Below are 20,300 nucleotides of genomic sequence, written 5' to 3'. Positions count from 1 at the left end.
CCCCTCTCTTTCACGGCTATCGCCTATTCTATGTGATTCTATCCTATGCTATTATAGCGGTACACTGGCTCCAAGCTCCTGGTCCAAATATTTCCGTACCTCAACGGCAAACTGCTCAAGTACTTCCGAAAGAATGGGGGTAAGTGGATGCAGATCACCTCTCTCCCAGGCATAATAATCCTGAACGAGTGGCTTACGCAGAGCAACTAATTCTATCAATCTCTCATAAATCACACTTTGACCTAGCACTTTCTCTTCATGAATAATAGAAATTATATCCTCATAACTTCCAGCATCACGCATAATAAACCCGTCAATGAGACAGCTACCAACGTCTGTTACAACCTCTATTGCCAGATGGAGGCAGCGTTCCTGTATTAGTCCGGTTAATGTTGTACCATCCCAGGAAGCTGCTACAGTCCGAAGACCAGCGGTAATATCAGGGATTTGAGCAAGAATGGTTTCGATTTGATTGCGGTTGACATAATACACAGCAATACCCCCATGTCTATAATTGTTAGAGAACCGTCCTAATCTCTACTTACCGCGTTTGCCACGGCGTTTCAGCCAGAAGAACATTACGAAACATGCTCCGAGAAAAACGACTAAATAAGTTAACGCTTCCATTGGATACTCAAGCTCACGCATTCCTGTCACCGCTTCCGGTATAAAATGATGATACTATATTCAAGCAGCTGCTTAAATTTCGTAATCTACAGCAATCGAGAGTTCTTTGACTTCATTAATGTGAGCAATAACTTCTTTATGCGCCGGATGAACCTGATACGCCTGTAAATCCTCTAGAGAAGCCACTTCTGTGACTAGAGCAATATCAAAGGAACGATCGGAATGAATGATGTCAGCACCCACCTCGATGGAGAGAAGCTGCGGGATCTTACCTTTCATATTACGCAGTACCGCTACCGTTGCCGCTACGCTTTCTTCGGACCGATCTTTTAATTTGAAAAACACAATATGTTTGATCATTCTATATCGCTCCCTAATGTAATATTGTAATTAGATATTAAAAATATATCATAAGCGTAGCTGTTCTGAAAGAAACTTAAACGGTGTTGTCAGAAATAGCAGCATTAACCATTGCCGATATACCAGAAAGTGTTGTAGTATATTTTTAAAAAATCGGAGGAATTATGCCTAATAACCAACAAGAAACTCATAATATCCAGGCGTGGTCTCTGATCAATCGCAAATACCTTGGACAAGGCGTTCGAGTCAAAAGATTTCGCCGTCCAAAGCGCAGCCAGATTAGAAACCGTGTGCTGCTTGCTGTATTGATGGCTAAGGATATCAAGCTGTCACGACTCGCAGAAGAGCTTGGTATATCCTCACGCAGTGTAAGCGCTTGGGTATACGAAGGTCGTATCCCTTCCAACAATAACATTGACAAGACCTGCCGCCTATTGGGGTACCCACCCCACATTCTGTTCAATGAAGCATTGATTCGTCAAAGCCCCATTGTATGTCAGCCTACACCCTCACGTTTTATGAAAAGAAGTATTACCAGTTCACCGCGCAGCAATGTTATCCTGACCGGACTTTGTATGGTTTACGATTTCTCAGTAACGGATGTAAGTATCTGGATAGGCGTCCATCCTGGAACATTTCGAAAATGGCTCCACAACAGCCATCTGCCGACCCCTGCTCTGCAGGAAAAAGCCGAAGCTTTCTTTCGGATTCCACGCCATATTCTATTTGCAGACTGCGGAACGCTCTAATACAATCCTCTCACAAAACACGTCTAACACAGCCCTTCTTCAAGAAATCATGAGAAGGGTTATTTGCCATACCTTTTTTTCTTAAAAAGAGGTCATACTACTGTGTGTAAATATATTGTGTAGTACTAAAGAACGGGTCAGGAGGCGCAAGATGAAACTTAACGGAATTCTGTCAAAGGGCTATACCGATACTTGGAAAGTGGCCCCTGGTGTCATTGGACTTCGCACTATGTTTGTAAATGTCGCATTAATTGGCCAGCCCTCTTCGGATTGGGTTCTTGTAGATACTGGTCTTAGCTCATATACAGGCAATATTATTGATTTTGCTACGGAGCATTATGATAAACCTCCGGTGGCAATTATCCTGACGCATGGGCATTTTGACCATATTGGGGGTGTAAAAAGGCTTGTTGAGGAATGGAATGTGCCTGTATATGCTCATCCGCTAGAACTACCTTTTCTGACAGGTAAAGAAGACTACCCTCCAGCCGATCCGGCCGTAGGCGGCGGGCTTATGAGCATGATTTCCCCTTTATTTTCACATCATGGCATTGACCTTGGTTCAGCCGTTCATCCCTTGCCGGAAGACAGGACTGTTCCTGGTGCGAAGGGCTGGGAATGGATCCATACCCCTGGACATAGTCCCGGACATATCTCCCTGTTCAGGCCTGAGGATAGAGTTCTGATCGCTGGTGATACGTTCCTTACGGTCAAACAGGAATCCGTATTTGCAGTGGCTACGCAGCATCAGGTGGTGCATGGCCCACCCTCTTATTTCACGACAGACTGGGAAGCTGCTGAGAAATCGGTCCGTACCCTTGCCTTGCTGAATCCACATCTTGTTCTTTCGGGACATGGAGTACCCATGGAAGGTGAGGAGCTGTCTACTCAGCTTGCTCATTTGTGCAAAAATTTCAAAGAAATGGCGCTACCGGGTCAAGGTAAATTTGTGTAAAAAAGGTACTCCTGATCAGCGCACAGAGGTCTAGGGAAAAAGTCCCTATAATTCATTTGATATAGCCGATTCTACGGATATTCAACGAAATTATAGGGAGTTCCTCCCTAAATTACTTGCTTAGTGCAGATTTACGTGCGACGATATATCTCAGTATGTATTGATGTTTTTCTCCAAGCGGCCCACATAAAGTCTCCACACATGAGCCGGTCGTAATTATTTTCGTACCTGCAAAATGTTGTCTTAAATCTTCTTCACTAAAAAAATGGGCGTATTTTCCCTCTTTGTATTCGTAGGTTCCCGGTTCCAAAAGTGTTCCACAGCCGTTGTTCGCATCCTCATCGGAAAAACTGGTAAAATAGAGCAAGCCATCCGGCCGCAGCTGTTCCAGACAATTAGCTACGAGCCTGCGGCGATCCTCTTCGAGAAATAAATGCAATACGTCATAGCAGTAGACAGCATCAACCTGTACTTCAGAAATAGGATCTAATACGGAACCTGAGATAAAATGGCTCTTGGGATCCCATTCTGCCGCCATCTTTAACGCGTCCTCGCTCAACTCAATGCCTAAGGTCTTAAACTCATCTGAGAACACCTTCGTATTTCTTCCGTATCCCGCACCCGGGACTAAAACTGATTTCACGTTATGTTGCCGGAATATATCCCTTGCTGCCTGAGCTGTAGGACTAGGTTCACTCCCCCAGATCATGCCTTCCTGAGCAAATCTTCGACTCCAGTATTCGGACATAGATTAGACCTTCTTTTTAAATTTATTCGCTAATTTCATCGCAAGGAACTGAGGGATCAGGTTTAGCATACTAAAAAATATAAACGATCCTGTAGGTCCAAGTGGTTTGAAAAACGTCCCGTCCCAACCGCCTTCCCCTGACAAGTTGCTAATAAAATAATAAGAGACAAATGCAGAAGCAATATTCCCAATGACTATAGCAATTATATTATTAGACCATTTTCCCAAAAAAGCTATTAGTGATGTTATGATGATCATCATTAAATAACCAACCATTGAACCATTATTGAAATCTTTATCCATCGCGAAATAGACAAATGGAAAACAGTACACAATAATGATCAGGAGATTCAATCCTAATTTTCTCACCGCATCCCCTCCTCAGCTAGTTTTTCACTCTATACCAATACTGATAGATCTCCTTAAAACCCAGCTTGTCATACAAGGCTGAAGCCCCCGTATTCGCTTGCACAACTTGCAGAAAGGAAGTTGTTGCTCCCTTTGCTCTACCCCAATTAAGCAACGCTAGCAGCAGCTGTTCCGCCATTCCCTTTCTACGATGAGCAGGGGAAGTGACAATATCATACAGACCCAAGTACCCGTTCTGAATCACACCAAGACCGCAGGCGACAGGAACACCATGATTAAACAACAGGACATAACCCTGCTGCAAATGTGATGCAGACAACATTCTAGTTAAGGTTTCCCGGTTCTTATCAGACAAGCCGGTAAGCTCACTGAAGGTGTGCAGCCACTCTTCAGTCAAGCTCTCCTGTATCTGAACCGTATAACGCAGATCGGGGCTCGCTAAGTCCCCCAGATCAAGAAGCCTTACAGATGAAGGCTCGGCAATTGTATAGCCACGCTCTGCAAGAATCTCATCAAGCTTTGGCGGCAGGATGTAGGGGGTTATTTTGAACACAGACTGTAGTCCAGCATGCTCATAATACCGCTCCGCAAGCTTGATTTGTTCTGTGAGTTCAACCTGAGAGCTGTCAGCCCCGTATAATGGATTGACCGAATTGGCCCTTTTTGTATAACCAGCTGCCGAACGTAGAATCCAGCCCTGCAGGAGAACGCTTTGCTCCGCCGGCCAAGTATTAAGTGTGATTTCTTCTATGAATTTATACAGCTTAATCCGCTCCTTTTGAAGCACGTTTGTTACGCATCGCAGGCAGTAATTTCACAGCTCCCTCCCCTTGGGAGGTGAAATAGTCATATTCGGGAGACTCTTTGCCATAGAGAGCTATTTTCCCCTCACCGTTATAATGAACACCCCAACCAAAACGCTTCGGCAACAGTGAAGCCCTTAGACAAGGATGATTTTTGGAAAATAGTTCGTTCCATATTTCTTCCTTACGGGCCAAACGTTCTTCCTGTGGAATTTGTTTATGGCGCACATGAACCTCGTACAGAAGTTCTTCATGATTGTATTTGTAGGGCTCATTGATTAACAGTTCATATTGAATCACATGTGCAGGCGGGAGCGTTCGGCAAGACATCGGAGGAACTCCTATTTCCTCAGGACAGTCCTCTGCTACACGAATAAAAGTATCGGTATAGCTCATTTGCATCACCTCCATCTTAAATAGAAATATATTCCTTCTATGATAAATCATTTTCCTATTCTAAGCATAGCCGAATTTTCTAAAGCCCATGATGGATGAACAGCAAAAACGGCCAATCCTCTAAACTACGGAGGATTAGCCGTTCTCATTTACCAACTCGACTTGGTAATGCCCGGAATCTGACCTTTATGCGCCAATTCGCGGAATACAATTCGGGAAACATTAAATTTCCGCAAATAGCCTCGAGGTCTGCCAGACACTTGGCATCTATTTTTTTGACGAGTTGCGGAGGAATCACGTGGCAGCTTTTGCAAAGCCATATAGTCCCCCTGTTCCTTTAGTTCTTTTCTTTTAACAGCGTATTTGGCGACTAGTGCTTGTCTCTTCAATTCTTTCACAACTTTAGATTTCTTGGCCATGTTCGTTCTCCTTCCATCCTTTAAATCTACTCGTTCAATGCACTCTTCAAGGCTTCCAGGTTCTGACGCATGATTCCTAAATAATCCAGGTTTTGACTGCGATCTTCCTCTGTTAATCCTTCAATTGGGTTTAGAACGGCTGCTTTGGCACCAATCTCTTTTGCTATTGTGTCTGCCACACTGGAGGATACAAGTGTCTCGAAGAAAATCGTCTTCACTTTATGCTCTTTCGCAAACTCCACAATCTTACTCATATTTGCGGCAGAAGGCTCCTGCTCCGGAGATAGTCCGGCAATCGGGACCTGAGTTAATCCATACTGCTTGGCAAGGTATCCAAAAGCCGCATGCTGAGTAATAAAATCCTTGCGTTTAGTATCCTTAAGACCGTCCTTAAATTCTTGATCCAGTTGCTCCAGCTTAGCTACATAAGCATCTGCATTTGTCTTAAAATCCTCGGCATGTTCAGGTGCGGCAGCAGCTAAAGCTGCTTCAATGTTACGCACTTCTTGAATGGCTAATGTAGGATTGAGCCACACATGCGGATCTAATCCACCGTGATCATGCGAATGCTCTCCTTCTTCATGAACATGTTCCCCTTCTTCATGAACATGTTCCCCTTCTTCATGGTGGTGGTCAGCCTCTTCCTCTTCCGTGCCTTCCATGATGTCCAGACCCTTGCTCGCTTCTACAGTAATTAACGGAGTGCCAGATACACTTTCCAGCACCTGATCTACCCAACCTTCCATTCCTGCGCCATTATAGATCAGCATATCCGCATCTGAGATTTCTGCCATATCTTTTGCAGTCGGTTCCCAATCATGGGGTTCGATTCCTGCCGGTATGAGTGCTTCCACGTCCGCCAGATCTCCTGCCACATTTTTGGTAAACTCGTAAATAGGATAGAAACTGACTTTAATATTTAATTTAGATGACTCCGGAAGGGCTGTAGCTTCTGCGGCTCCAGAAGCATTCGTAGTAGTAGAAGAATTAACAGCATTATTACCGCAACCGGCGGCAATAAGTAACGCGGACAGGGACAAAATGGCTAAATGATGGATTCTAAATTTCATTGAGAGGTGTAACTCCTTTACTGGAAATAGTTTTATGAATTCGCCGACGATTTCTTAGTCGGATCAGCTTCTGTACCAAAATTGCGATTAATAAGAACGATAGCAGTATAAGAGCAATCGTCCCACCAGGCGGTGTATTGATGTAATACGAGGCACTTAGGCCACTAAAAACGCCGAGTAATCCTACGCCGATTGAGATCAATATAGCTGTCGTAAAACCAGACGCTATACGCAAAGCAATCGAAGCTGGCAAAACAATAAGCGCTGAGACTAACAGCACTCCAACAACTGGCATCGCAGCAGCGACTGTCATTCCAGTTAGTACAGCAAACGAAAATGATAACCAGCCCACATGAACTCCACTGATACTAGCGGTCTCTTCATCAAAGGTCAGATTATATAAGGATCTGCGTAACACAATAAAATAGATCAGACCGATTACAGCAACCACAGCGATAATCTTTAGTTGAGTGTCGCTGACCGCAACGATGGAACCAAACAGATAGGAACTGAAGCTTTTACTTAAATTCTGCTTTAAGCTCATAAGTACAACTGCCAATGCTAATCCAGAGGTCATAATAATCGCTACCGGAAGCTCGCTATATGTACGATAAGAACGTCGAAGCTGTTCGATGACAATACCACCGAGAATCGCTACCATGAAGCCACTTAGTGCCGGATTAAGCTGTAGTATTGAGCCTAGTGCTACTCCTGCAAGCGAAACATGAGATAGGGTATCCGCCATTAGGACCTGACGGCGAAGCATGAGATATACCCCGAGTAGCGGACCGATAATGCCAATTAATCCACCGGCCCAAAATGCACGTTGCATGAATTCGTAACTAAACATTGCCAACCCTCATTCTCCTTTCGTTCCAGGCTGATCAACGTATCCAGATAGGAGCTGGTCTCTTCCAGGCCATGCGTCACCATGATTACGGTCCGGCCGTGTTCACTGACATCATGGCGCATCAGCTTATAGAACCCAATACGACTGTCCAGATCCATTCCCGTAGTAGGTTCATCGAGAACCAATATCTGCGGCTGTTGTGCCAATGCTCGAGCGATGCAAATCCGCTGCTTCTGGCCGCCTGACAGTTCTCCTATCTTCCGGTCTCGCAAATGCCACATATCCACCTGCTTTAAACTTCGCTCAACGATCTCGTCCTGCTCAGGTGTAAAGCGTCTAAATAATCCAAGCCTTGGATAACAACCCGAGCGAACCAGTTCGATCACCTTACTTGGGAACCCTGCGTTAAAAGAAGCTACCTGCTGTGGAACGTAGCCGATAACCATCTTTCCGTTATCTGATAACTCTTTATTCAACTGAACCGTTCCACTCCATGGACGAAGCAGGCCGAGCATTAGCTTCAGCAGGGTGGTTTTAGCAGCACCATTGGGTCCCGTTATACCAATAAACTGACCGATATGAATATCTAATGAGATATCATCAAGAACAGGTTCATCCCCATACCCGAACACTACATTCCGCATGGATGATAGGATCATCATGCCTCGCCTCCCTTCTGACTGATATTATGTCCAACCCAGATTAAATCGTAAGTTTTACGATTTAACAAATTTGATAATATCGTAATCATTACGATTTGTAAACCCAAAACTGAAAATTAATCGTAATAATAACTATTAGTCCTTTTTCGAATACAACAAAAATCCGGAATCCCACCTTCTGGATTCCGGATTTCCACCGTTAATTTACTAAGTATCTATTCCTCAGCAGCCGCAAGGAGTTCTTCAACAGGCCACGGAAGTGGATTGTTGAACTTTGTCCAATCCTGCTTCAGCTCCTCCGCTGTCAGCAGACATCTGTCCAATCTGGCTTCGAGTTGTGCCTGATCTATATTTACACCGATAAATACGATTTCATTTATTCTATCGCCCCACTGCTCGTCCCATTTTGCCCGCAGCTCAGGTTCGCTTTCCAGCACCTCCAACTGCTGATCCTTAGGCATTGTAGCCAACCAGTAACCAGCAGGTCCGAACTGAATGGAAGGTCCTGCCTGACTTACAGTAGCTGCAAGATCACCTTTTGCCGCTACCCATGCCACCCCTTTTGCCCGAACGACCTCTTCCGGCCAGTTGCTAAAGAAAAAACTTAATCTTTGCGGGTGGAACGGTGTTCTCCGGCGATAGACGAAAGAAGAAATCCCGTATTCCTCCGTCTCAGGGGTATGGGTCTCTTTATTCAGCTCGGCGATCCAACCAGAGGATAAGCTTGTTTTCTCAAAATCAAACAATCCGGTATTTAGAATTTCCTTTGGATCTACTACGCCGTTAATTGTACGGATCAGCTTAGCAGACGGCTGAAGCTTACGCAGCACAGCTTCAAGCTTATTCAGTTCATCTTCTTTCAACAGATCGCACTTATTAAGCAGCAAGACATCACAAGTTTCGATCTGATCAATAAGCAGATCCACAATATCGCGGAAATCCCCTTCTCCAGCCGTTTGGTTGCGGTCCATCAGACTATCACCTGAGGAGAAGTCATGCCAGAAACGCCCAGCATCCACAACAGTCACCATCGTGTCTAATTGAGCAAGCGAAGTCAGATCAATATCCAACTCGGGATTGGCATAGGTAAAGGTCTGTGCTACTGGTACAGGTTCGCTAATGCCTGAGGATTCAATCAGGATGTAATCAAATCGCCCTTCCGCAGCCAGTTTTTGTACTTCGACAATCAAATCATCACGAAGTGTACAACAGATGCAACCATTGGACATCTCAACCAATTTCTCTTCAGTCCTGGAAAGCGTATTTCCGGACTTCACCAGATTCGCATCCACATTCACTTCACTCATGTCATTTACAATAACAGCTACTTTAAGACCGTCACGGTTGTGCAGAATATGATTCAACAATGTTGTTTTCCCAGAGCCCAAATATCCACTGAGCACGGTAACAGGGAGCTTTTTCAACTATACCACTCCTATCGTTTATAAAATCAAGATTAAAAACATCCGCCCTTAACGGGTTTCGCGATGTAAGGTTACTCTCTTTAGGCGTGGACAATATTTTTTCATTTCCATACGCCCTGGATGATTTCGTTTATTCTTGGTAGTGGTATAGTTGCGATCTCCTGTCTCCGTACATGCCAGAGTAATGATTACTCTCATCATTTCCATCTCCTTTTGATTAAATCGTAATAATTACGATTAACACATCGTACACGGTTTATTCACAATCTGTCAACTATGATCTTGTAAAAATTTCAACTCTCTTAATTTTGTGGTCTTTCTGGTGGACAAATTACGTATAGATGGAATTATAAAAAATATGATTCTTGTAATTCCTAGAGAATCAGGCAGGAGTGGAGATCATGAAGATACCAGTAATTATTTTGAGCGGGTTTCTGGGGAGCGGGAAGACAACTCTGCTGTTGTCCCTGCTGAAAGAGAGCAAGGTAAGAGGGCTGAATCCAGGAGTAGTAATGAATGAACTGGGCAAACGAGATGTGGACGGGTATATTTTGCAGGAGCATACCGGTACAGCTGTAACTAAACTGCTGGACGGATGCGTATGTTGTAGCCGTAAAGAGGATTTGGCAGATAGCCTGATGGTGCTGCTGAGAGGACGTCCAGATGCCATTTATATGGAGTTGACCGGCGTCGCCGATCCTGAAGAAATCGCCAAAACGTTGCAGGAAACTCCTCTACAGGATCTGGTGGAGCTGCACTATACCATCACTCTGTTAGATGCGGAAAATGCTCTGGAATATAACAGCAGACTCTCCTCTGACAAACAGCTCGTTCGGACCCTGCGTAAGCAGCTCTCCACAGCTGATCTTATTGTCGTTAATAAAAGTGATCTCGTAGAACCGGAAACCTTATGGCGAATTGAAAAGGGAGTTCGTAAACAAAATACGGAGGCTGAAATTGTATACACCCATTACAGCGAAATCAACCTGTCTCCGATATTGTCAGGAATTATCCCACGTAAAATCATAGCTCCGGCTCCACAGCGAGCGCCTCAAACCTTCAAAGGAGCATCATTGAAACAAATGCATTCAGAGCATGGGGGAACCGCTGTAAAAGAGCTGCATGAGGAGCAGCATGCTTCTTTCTCGCAGGTAACAGCCATCACGTTAACCATTCCGCAGGTAAGGACAACTATGCCTTCTAAAGAACGCCTAGAGGCCTTCTTCCAAGAATGGGGTGACAACCTATTACGTGCCAAGGGGCATATTCTTTTGTCCGAACAGGAGCCGGTTCAGCTTGTTCAATATGCGGGGATGCGTACTACCTGGGAAGCCTCTCGTTATCCTGGTATGCCTTATGTAGTGTTCATCGGGATGAATATAGATGAAGAACAGCTGGCAGATCGGTGGTCCGCCTTATTCGAGTTTTGACTACCTTTTCACCATTAAAAATACTGCCGTTGCTCCTCCCGATCTCGTTCCTGATTATCATTGGTTTTGTATGGCTGCCGTATCATCTGGAACTGTTGGATAATGCGTACATCGACACCTTCAAAACCGCTTTTATCGGTATATTGCTGGAAGCCTTGCCGTTTGTATTAGCAGGAGCATTGTTATCTTCACTGCTTCGCGTCTTTATCCCGGATGAAATGATTTCCCGGTGGATTCCGCGGCGACCTCTTCCGGCCATTCTGTTCGCATGTCTGCTCGGAATTATTTTCCCGGTCTGCGAATGTGGAATGATCCCGCTCGTCCGCCGGCTTATCCATAAAGGTATGCCTGTTTACGTGGCTATCGTCTTTATTTTGTCCGGACCGATCCTAAATCCTGTCGTCTATGGGGCGACCATGACAGCATTTCGCAGCCACTCGGAGCTGGCCTATGCCCGTATGGGTCTGGCGTTTGTTGTAGCCTGTCTCATAGGCTTGATAATCTACGCAACGGTCAAAAAATCTCCCATCCGCCTAAATGTTCAGCGTGAAACGGGGGAAGCTCACCACAATAATTCTCGTGGGGGAAAAATAGCCGCTGTTTTCGTCCATACCTCAGATGAGTTTTTTGAGATGGGGAAATATTTAATTATCGGCTGCTTGTTAACCGCTGGTATTCAGACATTTATGGTTCAAGACAGTCTGGCCGCGATCGGAGCTAAGCCGCTGGGGTCATATTTCTTCATGATGGGACTGGCATTTGTGCTCTCGCTCTGCTCCACCTCAGATGCCTTTGTAGCTTCCACCTTCGTACATTCTTTTCCATCTGGGGCTCTGCTCGCTTTTATGGTATTCGGACCCATGCTGGATTTCAAAAATTCATTGATGTTGCTCTCGCTGTTTAAGACCAAATTCGCTCTTTATTTGTTCTTTCTGATCTTCGCAAGCGTGTTTATTGGGGCGGTATTCATGTCCTTGTGGCTGTAATTCATAGAGGTGGTAAGCTGTTGCTTACAACATGGGTAGGAGGATAGAGCATGAATGACTCTCGTAGCATCCGGTTTCACTATTTGTTAAGGGCGGTCATTCTGCTCGCTTTCGCCCTCTATATCGGGCATCTGGTACAGCAGGACGCTTTGCATTATTATGTAGCTCCTAAACTGGCACGCTGGGTTCAATTATGCCCAATCCCGCTGACACTTATGGCGCTCAGTCTGACCATACAGGCTTTATTTGGCAAAGGTAGTGTTCTCTGTGACTGCGAACATCGGCTCCCACATTCTTTTTTCAAAAGTACAGCGCTATATGGATTATTCCTTTTTCCACTGCTGCTCGGATTTCTTCTTCCTGATCGCGCATTGGGAAGTATGGCTGCTGCTAAAAAAGGAATCTCCCTATCCTCCTTGCCCACTGAAGCTAAAAATTCCGCGAGATTCGAGTCCATTGATCCTTACCATGAAGAGCTTACCGAGCTTGCCAAGATCCTTTATGCACAACCTGTGGTCCCAGTTTATTCGGCGATTTTCTCTGAAACTTTAGGTGCGCTTGAGCTGTACAAACAACAATTTGCAGGCAAAGAAATTACTATTACCGGCTTTTTATATCGTGATCAAGGTGAACATTCAGAGAATTCTTTTGCCATAGGTAGATTTCTGGTCCAATGCTGTACTGCCGATGCTACACCTTTTGGGATATTAGTGGATTCCGGCAAGCTAAAAAGCCTGCCTACCGATACCTGGATAGAGGTCCGGGGCAAGCTTCAAGTTGTTCCCTATAAAGGTCAAGAAATTATGCAAATTAGTGCAGAGTCTATTACACCTATCAAACAACCCGTAACACCTTACATCTACACCAGTCCTGACTCTATCACCGCATGGAAGGAGCTAGAAGGCTCAACTAAGATTACTAAATAATCGCATCTAGCTCATCCTCATCATTCTCAGACTTATTAGGATTAAATACTTCTACCATAATACGAGCTGGAATACAGATAATTTGCTGTTTGGGTCTTGAGATGAACCCCATTTCCAAAGCAATTCTTAAGGGAGCATCAGAATAGGTCATTTGGATTCCATAATCAAACACCTTTAGCGTATTGTGACCGAATTTCGTTTGAATATCTATAATTTGTTCTTCTTTAGTCAAAGAAACGGTTTTGTACTCTTGACCGTCCACCGTAATTATAGCTTTCAAATCCCCTTGCTGATACTGCTCATTGCTGCTGTCCCACCACTTCATGCCATAAATCAAGCCCGCAGCTAACAAGGCTATCACAATAATTAAAATATCCCCGCGCTTCATTGTTAGCAAGATAAGAATCCTTTCATGACAAATAATATACGTAATGATTACGATTAATATCAATATATTAATCATAACCTTATTTGTCAATGATGCTCACCTAAACGAATTTGGGCAGACCACTCTCTTAATACCCGGTCGAGCTCTTTTATCGAGATGGGTTTAGAAATGAAATCCTGCATTCCAGCACTAAGACACATCATCTTATCTTCATCTCTGGCAAAGGCTGTAGCCGCAATGATGATTGGATTCAGCCCAAGCTTCTCACGTATGATTCCTGTTGCTTCTATTCCATCCATAATAGGCATCTGAATATCCATAAATACCAGATCATAATGATTGGAAAGCACAGCCCGAACTGCTTCCTCACCATTTAAGGCGATGTCAGGAACATATCCCCTCTTTTTCAGATACGCCTGCATAAGCTGCTGATTCACAGGATGATCTTCAGCAATAAGAATGGACATCGGTCCATATTCACCGGTAGTTAACTCTTTAACAGTGGATTTATCATTTCTGACCAAATCCGTTGAGGCGTTGACGGTCAATTTCTGATCCCATTCCTCTTTGGGTAGAGAAACCTCCACTGTAAAATAAAACTCCGAGCCTTCATTCTCACAGCTATTTACACCGATAGATCCGCCAAGAAGCTCGGCCAGCTTTTTACTAATGGCAAGGCCAAGCCCTGTTCCGCCATATTTACGATTGATCGACGGATGCAATTGCGAGAAGGATTGAAATAATAGACCTTGGCTGGAAACTGGAATCCCCAACCCAGTATCTTTTACGACAAATTTCACGATAAGATTTCCGGATGCCTCTGAGGCTTCTAGCATAACAGAGATACTGATTTCACCTGTCTCCGTAAATTTCACTGCGTTCCCAACCAGATTTACGAGAATTTGACGCAATCTCGCCCCATCAGTCATGATGACGGCTGGAAGCTCAGGAGATAACTCGCTAGTAAGTAAAAGCCCTTTTTCCTTAACCTTCGGATAAAACAGTTCACAAACGTTCTGTATCACTTCATGCAAATCCACCATTTGCAGTTCAAGCGTCATCATGCCTGCTTCAATTTTGCTGAAATCCAGCACTTCATTCAGAATATGAAGCAATGCCTCTCCGCTTTTGTTAATGATCTGTGTGTAGTAGCTTTGCTCTTCATCCAGCTCCGTCCCAGATAAAAGATCAGCCATCCCAATAATACCGTTCATAGGCGTACGCAGCTCATGGCTCATGATCGCTAGGAACTCCGATTTTGCCCGGTCCGCTTCCTCGGCAGACTCCTTCGCCCGCACAATCTCCTTCTCCTCCGTGATATCACGAAAGACGACAACCGCCCCAATCCGTTCATCACCATCAAACAGTGGGGTCATTCGATATCTGACTAAAAAGCTTGAACCATCCTGCCTCCAAAACACACCCTCCCTATCTTCAATAGTGAGATTATTGGAGCGCGAAGGAAGCAGCGTCTTCTGAATTCCTGTAAAAGACTCGTTATCCAGCCAGGTTTGGTGAATCGCATGAAATTTGCTGTTTCCCCACTCAGTAGGATCGAAACCCAACATAGTAATGGCTGCTGGATTAATGAACATCGTGTTGCCTTCAAGGTTCATCCCAAATATGCCCTCAGAGACCGAATTCAAGATCAGCGCATACTCGTTACTTAATTTCTGTATTTCTTCAAAATGACGCGTACGTTCCCCAATGTCGCGGGTTACACAGACAAGCTCCTGATTCCCGCAGGTCTCAGAGTAAATATACCGCAGTGTCGTTTCTGTCCAAATACAGGTTCCGTCTTTGCAAATAAACCGGAGAATAACAGGCTCAAGCTTCTTCCCCTCCATACAATTGTTGAGATATGAAGTTAATTTGATTCTGTCCTCCGGATGTATGTAATCAATCCCTCTAGTTCCGCACATTTCTTCTGGTGCATAGCCAAACATAGTCTGGCAGATGGGTGAGGCATACAGATAGGTAAAGCTCCCGTCCGCTGCATTACGTGAAATGAAGTCCATAGAATTTTCTGAGATCAGACGATAGTTCTGCTCACTTTCCCGCAGTTGTTCTTCCATTCGTTGACGTTCGGTGACATCCTGGGCTATCCCGCTGATTTGCAGCAGTCTTCCTTCTTCATCCGTAATCACTTCCCAGTGCGCATCCAGAAATTTCAGCTCTCCACCCGCACTATGAATACGGACCGTTACTTCGCCATTAGTCCCATTCTCCATGGATTGATGTACTAACCGTTCAAGTCTGATGAAATCGTCAGGAGCAATGCAAGCAAAAACACGTCTGTAATCAAAATAAGAATGATTGCTCTCATCTTCCAAAAAGCCAAAAATATTACGCATCTCTCTGGAAACCGTCAGCCGTGATTTTGTCATGTCCCATTCCCAGGATCCCATCTTCGCAAGGTGTTGCGCTTTAGCCAGCATATCCTCGTATTTCTTGCGCTGAGTAATATCGCGACCAATGGTTAATATTTGTTTAACGTTCCCCTGCTCATCACGTACCACTTGGGAAGAACTCTCGATCCACAAATAATGTCCATCTTTATGACGGGCTCTACGAGTAAATACGTCCGTATCGGAATATATCTTACCTTGTTCAATCATCTCTAGAGCATCATCTACGTGATAATACTCGGGTCTTTTGGTACCTATCATTTCTTGTGCAGAATAACCTAATAGCAGCTCCACTGAGGGAGATACGTAGTGCAGTGTCCCGTCAGGATCGCCAAAAGAAATCATATCCGGTGTATTTTGCGTAATCAAATTATATAACTGCTCATCTTCATGAATCTTTTGTTCAGCAAGTTTTCGGTCAGTGATATCCGTTAACTCAGAAATCAGGACATAGGGTTCACTGGAGTTCTCCTGATAGATTAAAAATATATGTTGGGCTACCCAGATGATATCGCCATCCTTACGCAAGAACCGCCGTTCTTTCTCCAATGCAGTCCCAGGCTCAGCTAGCAAATCGTTCAGGATAACGGAATGATCGTTATTAGTTTTATCTTCCGGATACACAAGATCCAGATAATTTATATTCAAAAGATCTTCTTCTGCATAACCAAACATTTGGCATAGCGCAGGATTCGATTGTAATAACGTCCCGTCCTTCGGAGAGACTACCGCAATCCCGATAGAAGACCGTAAGTATAGCTGTTTAAAAAGAAAATCAGACACCTGTAAGCCTCCTCTTTTGAAAATGGGGGACTATATTAACAAACTTGTAATAATTTCAGTATACCTTTTTTTCGGTAAATAAGCTTGATAGTTGAGTCCTAAATGATAGACTGGTAACTTTCGCAGTAAAACTCCGCAAAAATAAACAGCAAGTCTCCCTCTGAAAAGGAAACTTGCCGTGTGTGCATGTTACAACTCTAAAGTCCTATTCTATTATCAAATTTTCCAGTTGAAGCTTCTTAATTTTCTTCCGGATAGGTGCACCAAGAATTAAAAAAGCAAAACCTAACAAAATCAACATACCGCCCATTATTACGTTTACCATACTGAGATTCTGTGATGAAAAAGAATAATTTATTACACCAATCATCACATTAAATAGGCCTAAAATCAACTCTAACCACATTACAGATTTCCATAACCTGTTGATTCGCTTATAGTGTTTTATTCTGGATTCCAGATCTGTGTAAATATCAAACGGACCTTCCACTGACTTCTTTCTAAGGTAAACCCAGCGCATGTAAGTACTTACACAATCTATACCGTTTTCCTCTAAAAACTTGAGATATTTGATGCTATCCGGATGATCCGGCAAGTTATCTAAAAGCTCAATTCTATACGTGTACTCATTATTGGGGGTCTCTGTAAACACATATTTGCACCAAGATAATTCTGATAGAGCCATCCCCTTCGCAGACATTTCATTAAGCCACTTTTCTTCCTTCTCATAATCCCAAATTAGCTTGCGAACCACATGTTTCATTTGGACTCACCTCCAGCTATTCTCTTCCCATTCGCTATCAATTCTTCCAGACGGATGATCTCTCCCTGAATCACTGACTTTCCTAAGCCGGTAATTTCGTATTCTTTTCTACGGGAACCTTGCTCCCCTTCCACTGCTTTTATCCAGCCTTTTTCCAGTAAAGTGTTAAGTGCTCCGTATAAAGTGCCCGCGCCCAGATCAACCCGACCGTTACTTAAGTCCTTCACATTCTGCATAATTGCGTATCCGTGCATTGCTGTATATAGAGACAATAAGATATAAAATACAGCTTCAGTTAATGCGCCTCTTTCTGTGCTTTCAGGCATCATTTCATCCCCATTCTATTACTGTTGTCGATATATCGGCTTACGTAATATCATTATTACGGAAGCCGATATAATTGTCAATACAAAAACACCCATTTTTTTCAATCGCAGCGATCATGAGCGCAACAAAAAAACGCCTAGCACTTAGCTAGGACGGATTTGTTGGGGGGCTACTCAGCAGCTAGATACTCCCACCGTGGCACCTATTCCTTCCTCATTATGAAGTATCGGACTGAGATGCCGCTATTTCCGAAAAATAGCGTGTTTCAGCTTACGTTCGGACTCAGATGCAGCTATTCGTCTCCAAACACTCGCTTTTCACACGATTCCTTAGCAATAAGCGCTATGCAGTCCGAAACCTCTGTAAAATGTGCCAAAAATCAATAATAGCGGCCATACGGTCCGTTAGCTGACACTGTTTCGTACATATACTAAAACTACAAAAGTCTATACAAAAAATAGGCCAGATAGGATATGTAAAAAAGGAACATACCCAACCTGACCTATTCTTTATTTTGTTCTGCATAGTTTTTTATGGTCTCTCTTTTGAGGCATTTTGAACCATGACACCTAATACATTTTTAAACGTTTGAAGATCCTGTTCGGAAATATTGGTGATCGTATCATCTTTAAACTTTTCGGCAACCGGCAGTAAATCGAGATAGATCTGTACTCCCTTATCTGACAATTCCAACTGCTTGACTCGCTTATCCGCATGGGTGCCAGAGCGATGCAAGAAACCCTCAGATTCTAATTTTTGAAGCAGCCTGACTACGCTGGGCTCTTTTATAGACATTTTATCTGCTAGTTCTCTCTGGGTAATGGATTCACTGGTATAGATGTAATACATCGCAATCCATTGGCTCCGGGTCATATTATACGGCCGAAATTCCTTTTCCAAGGCTTCCGCGAATATTTTTGCACTACGGTTTGCAATAAAGGCCATACAGTCATCTAAATTAAACAATGTTTACACCAACCAATCCCAACTGTTTTATCTTAAAATAATCAACTCTTTTCTAATTTATTATAGCAAAATATATTAAGGAAGCTGAACATACTTTTCAAGTGATCACATAGTTCATTTATTTAGGCTGCAGCAGGATCCATCTCCCGAGATACTTAGAACAACTTATCCTTGATGCAACGCCCCAATTCCTAAACCGAATGCAGCTTCATGAATTACTTCCCCAGTAGTTGGATGGGCAAAGATTGTCTGTGTAATCTGTTGTTCCGTAAGCCCATTGGCAATCGCAAGTGTAAGACTACTAATCAGAGAAGACGCATCGGGACCAATGATAGACCCTCCCACAATCTGTCCGGAGCCATTATCTTTGATTAATTTGATAAAACCTTCCGGTTCATTCATTGTCAATGCTTTTCCGTTACTTGCAAAAGATACCTTACTCACACGATAGTCCAGCCCATTCTCCTTACATTCATCTTCCAACAGACCGACGCTGGCAATCTCTGGAGAGGTGAAAATTACATTCGGTACCGCGGAATAATGCATATCTTGGGATTCACCGAGTAAGGTGTTTACAGCCGTAATGCCCTGATGTGAAGCAACATGAGCAAGCTGAATAATGTTAGTTACATCGCCAATCGCACACACATTTTCTACATTCGTACGCATTTGTTTATCAACGGCAATACCTTTACCACGTTCATTTAGTTGAATACCTGCTTTTTCGATATCCAGACCCTCTAGGTTAGGCTCTCGTCCAATAGCGACCAATACTTTTTCACTAACTAGCAGATGCTCACCCTCACTATTCTCGTAGGTTACAATCGCCTGACCATCATCCGCACGTTGGATTTTGGAAACTTTGGAGTTGGTGTGAATATGAATCCCAGCCTGCTGAGCTAAACACATAATTTCTACCGAAATATCACTGTCCAGCATCGTTAGCAGACGGTCCATAAATTCTACAACATGAACTTCAACTCCTAGGTTACGGTAAATGAAGGCGAATTCCATGCCGATAACCCCACCACCGATGATAGTTATTACCTTTGGTAACTCTTCGCAGGCGAGCGCTTCAGTACTGTTCATTACAAATGGCAGATCAATTCCTGGGATATTCACCTTGGAAATCCTCGAGCCTGTTGCCACAATGATATTTTTTGCTGAAATATGGTAACTATTTTCGCCGGTTACCTTCACTTCATGCGCCGATAGGAACGAAGCGTGGCCGCGAACAACCTGAACACCGTTTTTTTCCATTAAATAACCAACGCCGGAGACCAATTTCTCTTTGACTTCATTTTTACGACGAATAACCTGCTTCATATCCACTTGAAGATCAGATCCTGTTGTTATACCAAACAAAGAGGAGTTTTTTATTTCATGACAGATTTCAGATGATTTGACTAAAGATTTTGTAGGGATACAGCCAACATTTAAGCAGGTACCTCCTAATTCTTCTTTCTCAATCATCGCTACCTGAAGTCCTTTTTTTGCTGCATAAATAGCGGCAACGTAACCTCCTGGTCCTGCTCCAATGATAAGCAAGTCAGGGTTTATAGCATGAGTTTGTTGCACGGCGACTGCAGGTTGTGGGACAGATGATTGGACCGGAGCCTCCACCTGGATCGGATTTACTTCAAATAAGACTTGATTTGAGGCAATCTCGCTCCCCTCTTCAAATAATATATTGATAATAATACCCTCTTCTGCCGCTTCAATCGATCTGTTGCCTTTTCCAGTTTCAATCTGTACCAAGGTATCTCCTGCAGATATCTTGTCTCCGATATTTACATTTATCTTGCCTGCTTTCCCCTTTTTGCCACCTGGAATCATAGACATTTTTATTTCCATCGTTATGCTCCTCATATCCTTGAGGGAACTCATAAAG

23 protein-coding genes are annotated in these 20,300 nt (G+C 43.7%); 5 read left to right on the top strand and 18 right to left on the bottom strand.

What is annotated here, in order from left to right:
• Positions 1-51 precede the first annotated feature (51 nt).
• A complete protein-coding gene (locus tag NSQ91_RS10590; protein ID WP_076125085.1) occupies positions 52-492 on the bottom strand; it encodes a DUF86 domain-containing protein in 441 nt (146 codons plus the stop codon).
• Between the two features lie 207 nt (positions 493-699).
• Positions 700-987 (bottom strand): Dabb family protein, encoded by a 288-nt coding sequence (locus NSQ91_RS10585; protein WP_076280975.1) that lies wholly within the window; start codon positions 985-987, stop codon positions 700-702.
• Between the two features lie 164 nt (positions 988-1,151).
• On the opposite strand from NSQ91_RS10585, the gene NSQ91_RS10580 reads away from it, so the two are divergent.
• Positions 1,152-1,736, top strand: a complete 585-nt coding sequence (locus NSQ91_RS10580) for a helix-turn-helix domain-containing protein (RefSeq protein WP_036679391.1) — start codon at positions 1,152-1,154, stop codon at positions 1,734-1,736.
• Between the two features lie 151 nt (positions 1,737-1,887).
• Complete coding sequence (locus NSQ91_RS10575; RefSeq protein ID WP_076125083.1) at positions 1,888-2,691, top strand: MBL fold metallo-hydrolase; 804 nt, start codon at positions 1,888-1,890, stop codon at positions 2,689-2,691.
• 112 nt (positions 2,692-2,803) lie between these two features.
• Here NSQ91_RS10575 and NSQ91_RS10570 read toward each other — a convergent pair whose 3' ends face one another.
• The 10 genes from NSQ91_RS10570 to rpmG all read right to left on the bottom strand — a co-directional run bounded on the left by NSQ91_RS10570 (position 2,804) and on the right by rpmG (position 9,630).
• Positions 2,804-3,439 carry a class I SAM-dependent methyltransferase gene (locus NSQ91_RS10570; RefSeq protein ID WP_076280976.1) on the bottom strand — a complete coding sequence of 212 codons (636 nt, stop codon included), beginning with the start codon at positions 3,437-3,439 and terminating at the stop codon, positions 2,804-2,806.
• A gap of 3 nt (positions 3,440-3,442) precedes the next feature.
• Complete coding sequence (locus tag NSQ91_RS10565) at positions 3,443-3,808, bottom strand: hypothetical protein (RefSeq protein WP_076280977.1); 366 nt, start codon at positions 3,806-3,808, stop codon at positions 3,443-3,445.
• 16 nt (positions 3,809-3,824) lie between these two features.
• Complete coding sequence (locus NSQ91_RS10560; RefSeq protein ID WP_081387804.1) at positions 3,825-4,595, bottom strand: GNAT family N-acetyltransferase; 771 nt, start codon at positions 4,593-4,595, stop codon at positions 3,825-3,827.
• Positions 4,573-5,007 (bottom strand): DUF6157 family protein, encoded by a 435-nt coding sequence (locus tag NSQ91_RS10555; RefSeq protein ID WP_081383129.1) that lies wholly within the window; start codon positions 5,005-5,007, stop codon positions 4,573-4,575. The genes NSQ91_RS10560 and NSQ91_RS10555 overlap by 23 nt, the downstream gene beginning before the upstream one ends.
• A 149-nt stretch (positions 5,008-5,156) precedes the next feature.
• Positions 5,157-5,426, bottom strand: a complete 270-nt coding sequence (rpsN, locus tag NSQ91_RS10550; RefSeq protein ID WP_038569786.1) for a 30S ribosomal protein S14 — start codon at positions 5,424-5,426, stop codon at positions 5,157-5,159.
• Between the two features lie 26 nt (positions 5,427-5,452).
• Complete coding sequence (locus NSQ91_RS10545) at positions 5,453-6,496, bottom strand: metal ABC transporter substrate-binding protein (RefSeq protein ID WP_076304428.1); 1,044 nt, start codon at positions 6,494-6,496, stop codon at positions 5,453-5,455.
• A complete protein-coding gene (locus NSQ91_RS10540; RefSeq protein ID WP_076125073.1) occupies positions 6,486-7,352 on the bottom strand; it encodes a metal ABC transporter permease in 867 nt (288 codons plus the stop codon). Before NSQ91_RS10540 ends, NSQ91_RS10545 begins: the two co-directional genes overlap by 11 nt.
• Positions 7,298-8,005: a metal ABC transporter ATP-binding protein gene (locus NSQ91_RS10535; protein WP_076281165.1), complete on the bottom strand. Its 708-nt coding sequence runs from the start codon at positions 8,003-8,005 to the stop codon at positions 7,298-7,300. Before NSQ91_RS10535 ends, NSQ91_RS10540 begins: the two co-directional genes overlap by 55 nt.
• 218 nt (positions 8,006-8,223) lie before the next feature.
• On the bottom strand, positions 8,224-9,432 hold the full coding sequence (locus tag NSQ91_RS10530; RefSeq protein ID WP_076125069.1) for a GTP-binding protein: 1,209 nt from the start codon (positions 9,430-9,432) through the stop codon (positions 8,224-8,226).
• Between the two features lie 48 nt (positions 9,433-9,480).
• Positions 9,481-9,630: a 50S ribosomal protein L33 gene (gene rpmG, locus NSQ91_RS10525; RefSeq protein WP_076098468.1), complete on the bottom strand. Its 150-nt coding sequence runs from the start codon at positions 9,628-9,630 to the stop codon at positions 9,481-9,483.
• A 203-nt stretch (positions 9,631-9,833) separates the two neighbouring features.
• Between rpmG and NSQ91_RS10520 the strand changes: the two genes are divergently transcribed.
• From NSQ91_RS10520 to NSQ91_RS10510, 3 genes are read left to right on the top strand one after another with little or no spacing between them, the layout of a single operon-like run.
• Positions 9,834-10,862: a CobW family GTP-binding protein gene (locus tag NSQ91_RS10520; protein ID WP_036679372.1), complete on the top strand. Its 1,029-nt coding sequence runs from the start codon at positions 9,834-9,836 to the stop codon at positions 10,860-10,862.
• Positions 10,859-11,848 carry a permease gene (locus NSQ91_RS10515; RefSeq protein WP_076184338.1) on the top strand — a complete coding sequence of 330 codons (990 nt, stop codon included), beginning with the start codon at positions 10,859-10,861 and terminating at the stop codon, positions 11,846-11,848. The genes NSQ91_RS10520 and NSQ91_RS10515 overlap by 4 nt, the downstream gene beginning before the upstream one ends.
• 50 nt (positions 11,849-11,898) lie before the next feature.
• A complete protein-coding gene (locus NSQ91_RS10510; RefSeq protein WP_076125067.1) occupies positions 11,899-12,774 on the top strand; it encodes a TIGR03943 family putative permease subunit in 876 nt (291 codons plus the stop codon).
• Here the strand turns inward: NSQ91_RS10510 and NSQ91_RS10505 are convergent.
• The 6 genes from NSQ91_RS10505 to lpdA form a co-directional block, all read right to left on the bottom strand.
• Entirely contained in the window at positions 12,767-13,162 is a 396-nt protein-coding gene (locus NSQ91_RS10505) for a NusG domain II-containing protein (RefSeq protein ID WP_076219890.1), read from the bottom strand. The genes NSQ91_RS10510 and NSQ91_RS10505 overlap by 8 nt on opposite strands.
• 86 nt (positions 13,163-13,248) lie before the next feature.
• On the bottom strand, positions 13,249-16,353 hold the full coding sequence (locus tag NSQ91_RS10500) for a PAS domain S-box protein (RefSeq protein WP_076304427.1): 3,105 nt from the start codon (positions 16,351-16,353) through the stop codon (positions 13,249-13,251).
• A gap of 205 nt (positions 16,354-16,558) precedes the next feature.
• Positions 16,559-17,116, bottom strand: coding sequence for a DUF2812 domain-containing protein (locus NSQ91_RS10495; RefSeq protein WP_076304426.1), 558 nt, complete (start codon positions 17,114-17,116; stop codon positions 16,559-16,561).
• On the bottom strand, positions 17,113-17,442 hold the full coding sequence (locus NSQ91_RS10490) for a PadR family transcriptional regulator (RefSeq protein ID WP_076133666.1): 330 nt from the start codon (positions 17,440-17,442) through the stop codon (positions 17,113-17,115). The genes NSQ91_RS10495 and NSQ91_RS10490 overlap by 4 nt, the downstream gene beginning before the upstream one ends.
• Before the next feature lie 532 nt (positions 17,443-17,974).
• Positions 17,975-18,388 carry a MarR family winged helix-turn-helix transcriptional regulator gene (locus tag NSQ91_RS10485; RefSeq protein WP_256716516.1) on the bottom strand — a complete coding sequence of 138 codons (414 nt, stop codon included), beginning with the start codon at positions 18,386-18,388 and terminating at the stop codon, positions 17,975-17,977.
• A gap of 186 nt (positions 18,389-18,574) precedes the next feature.
• Positions 18,575-20,263: a dihydrolipoyl dehydrogenase gene (gene lpdA, locus NSQ91_RS10480; protein WP_076304424.1), complete on the bottom strand. Its 1,689-nt coding sequence runs from the start codon at positions 20,261-20,263 to the stop codon at positions 18,575-18,577.
• Between the last annotated feature and the right edge of the window lie 37 nt (positions 20,264-20,300).

Source organism: Paenibacillus sp. FSL R7-0048 (assembly GCF_038004505.1).
Classification (GTDB): domain Bacteria; phylum Bacillota; class Bacilli; order Paenibacillales; family Paenibacillaceae; genus Paenibacillus_AQ; species Paenibacillus_AQ odorifer.
Note: the sequence above shows the minus strand (reverse complement) of the source record. Positions and strands in the feature narration are given on the sequence as shown.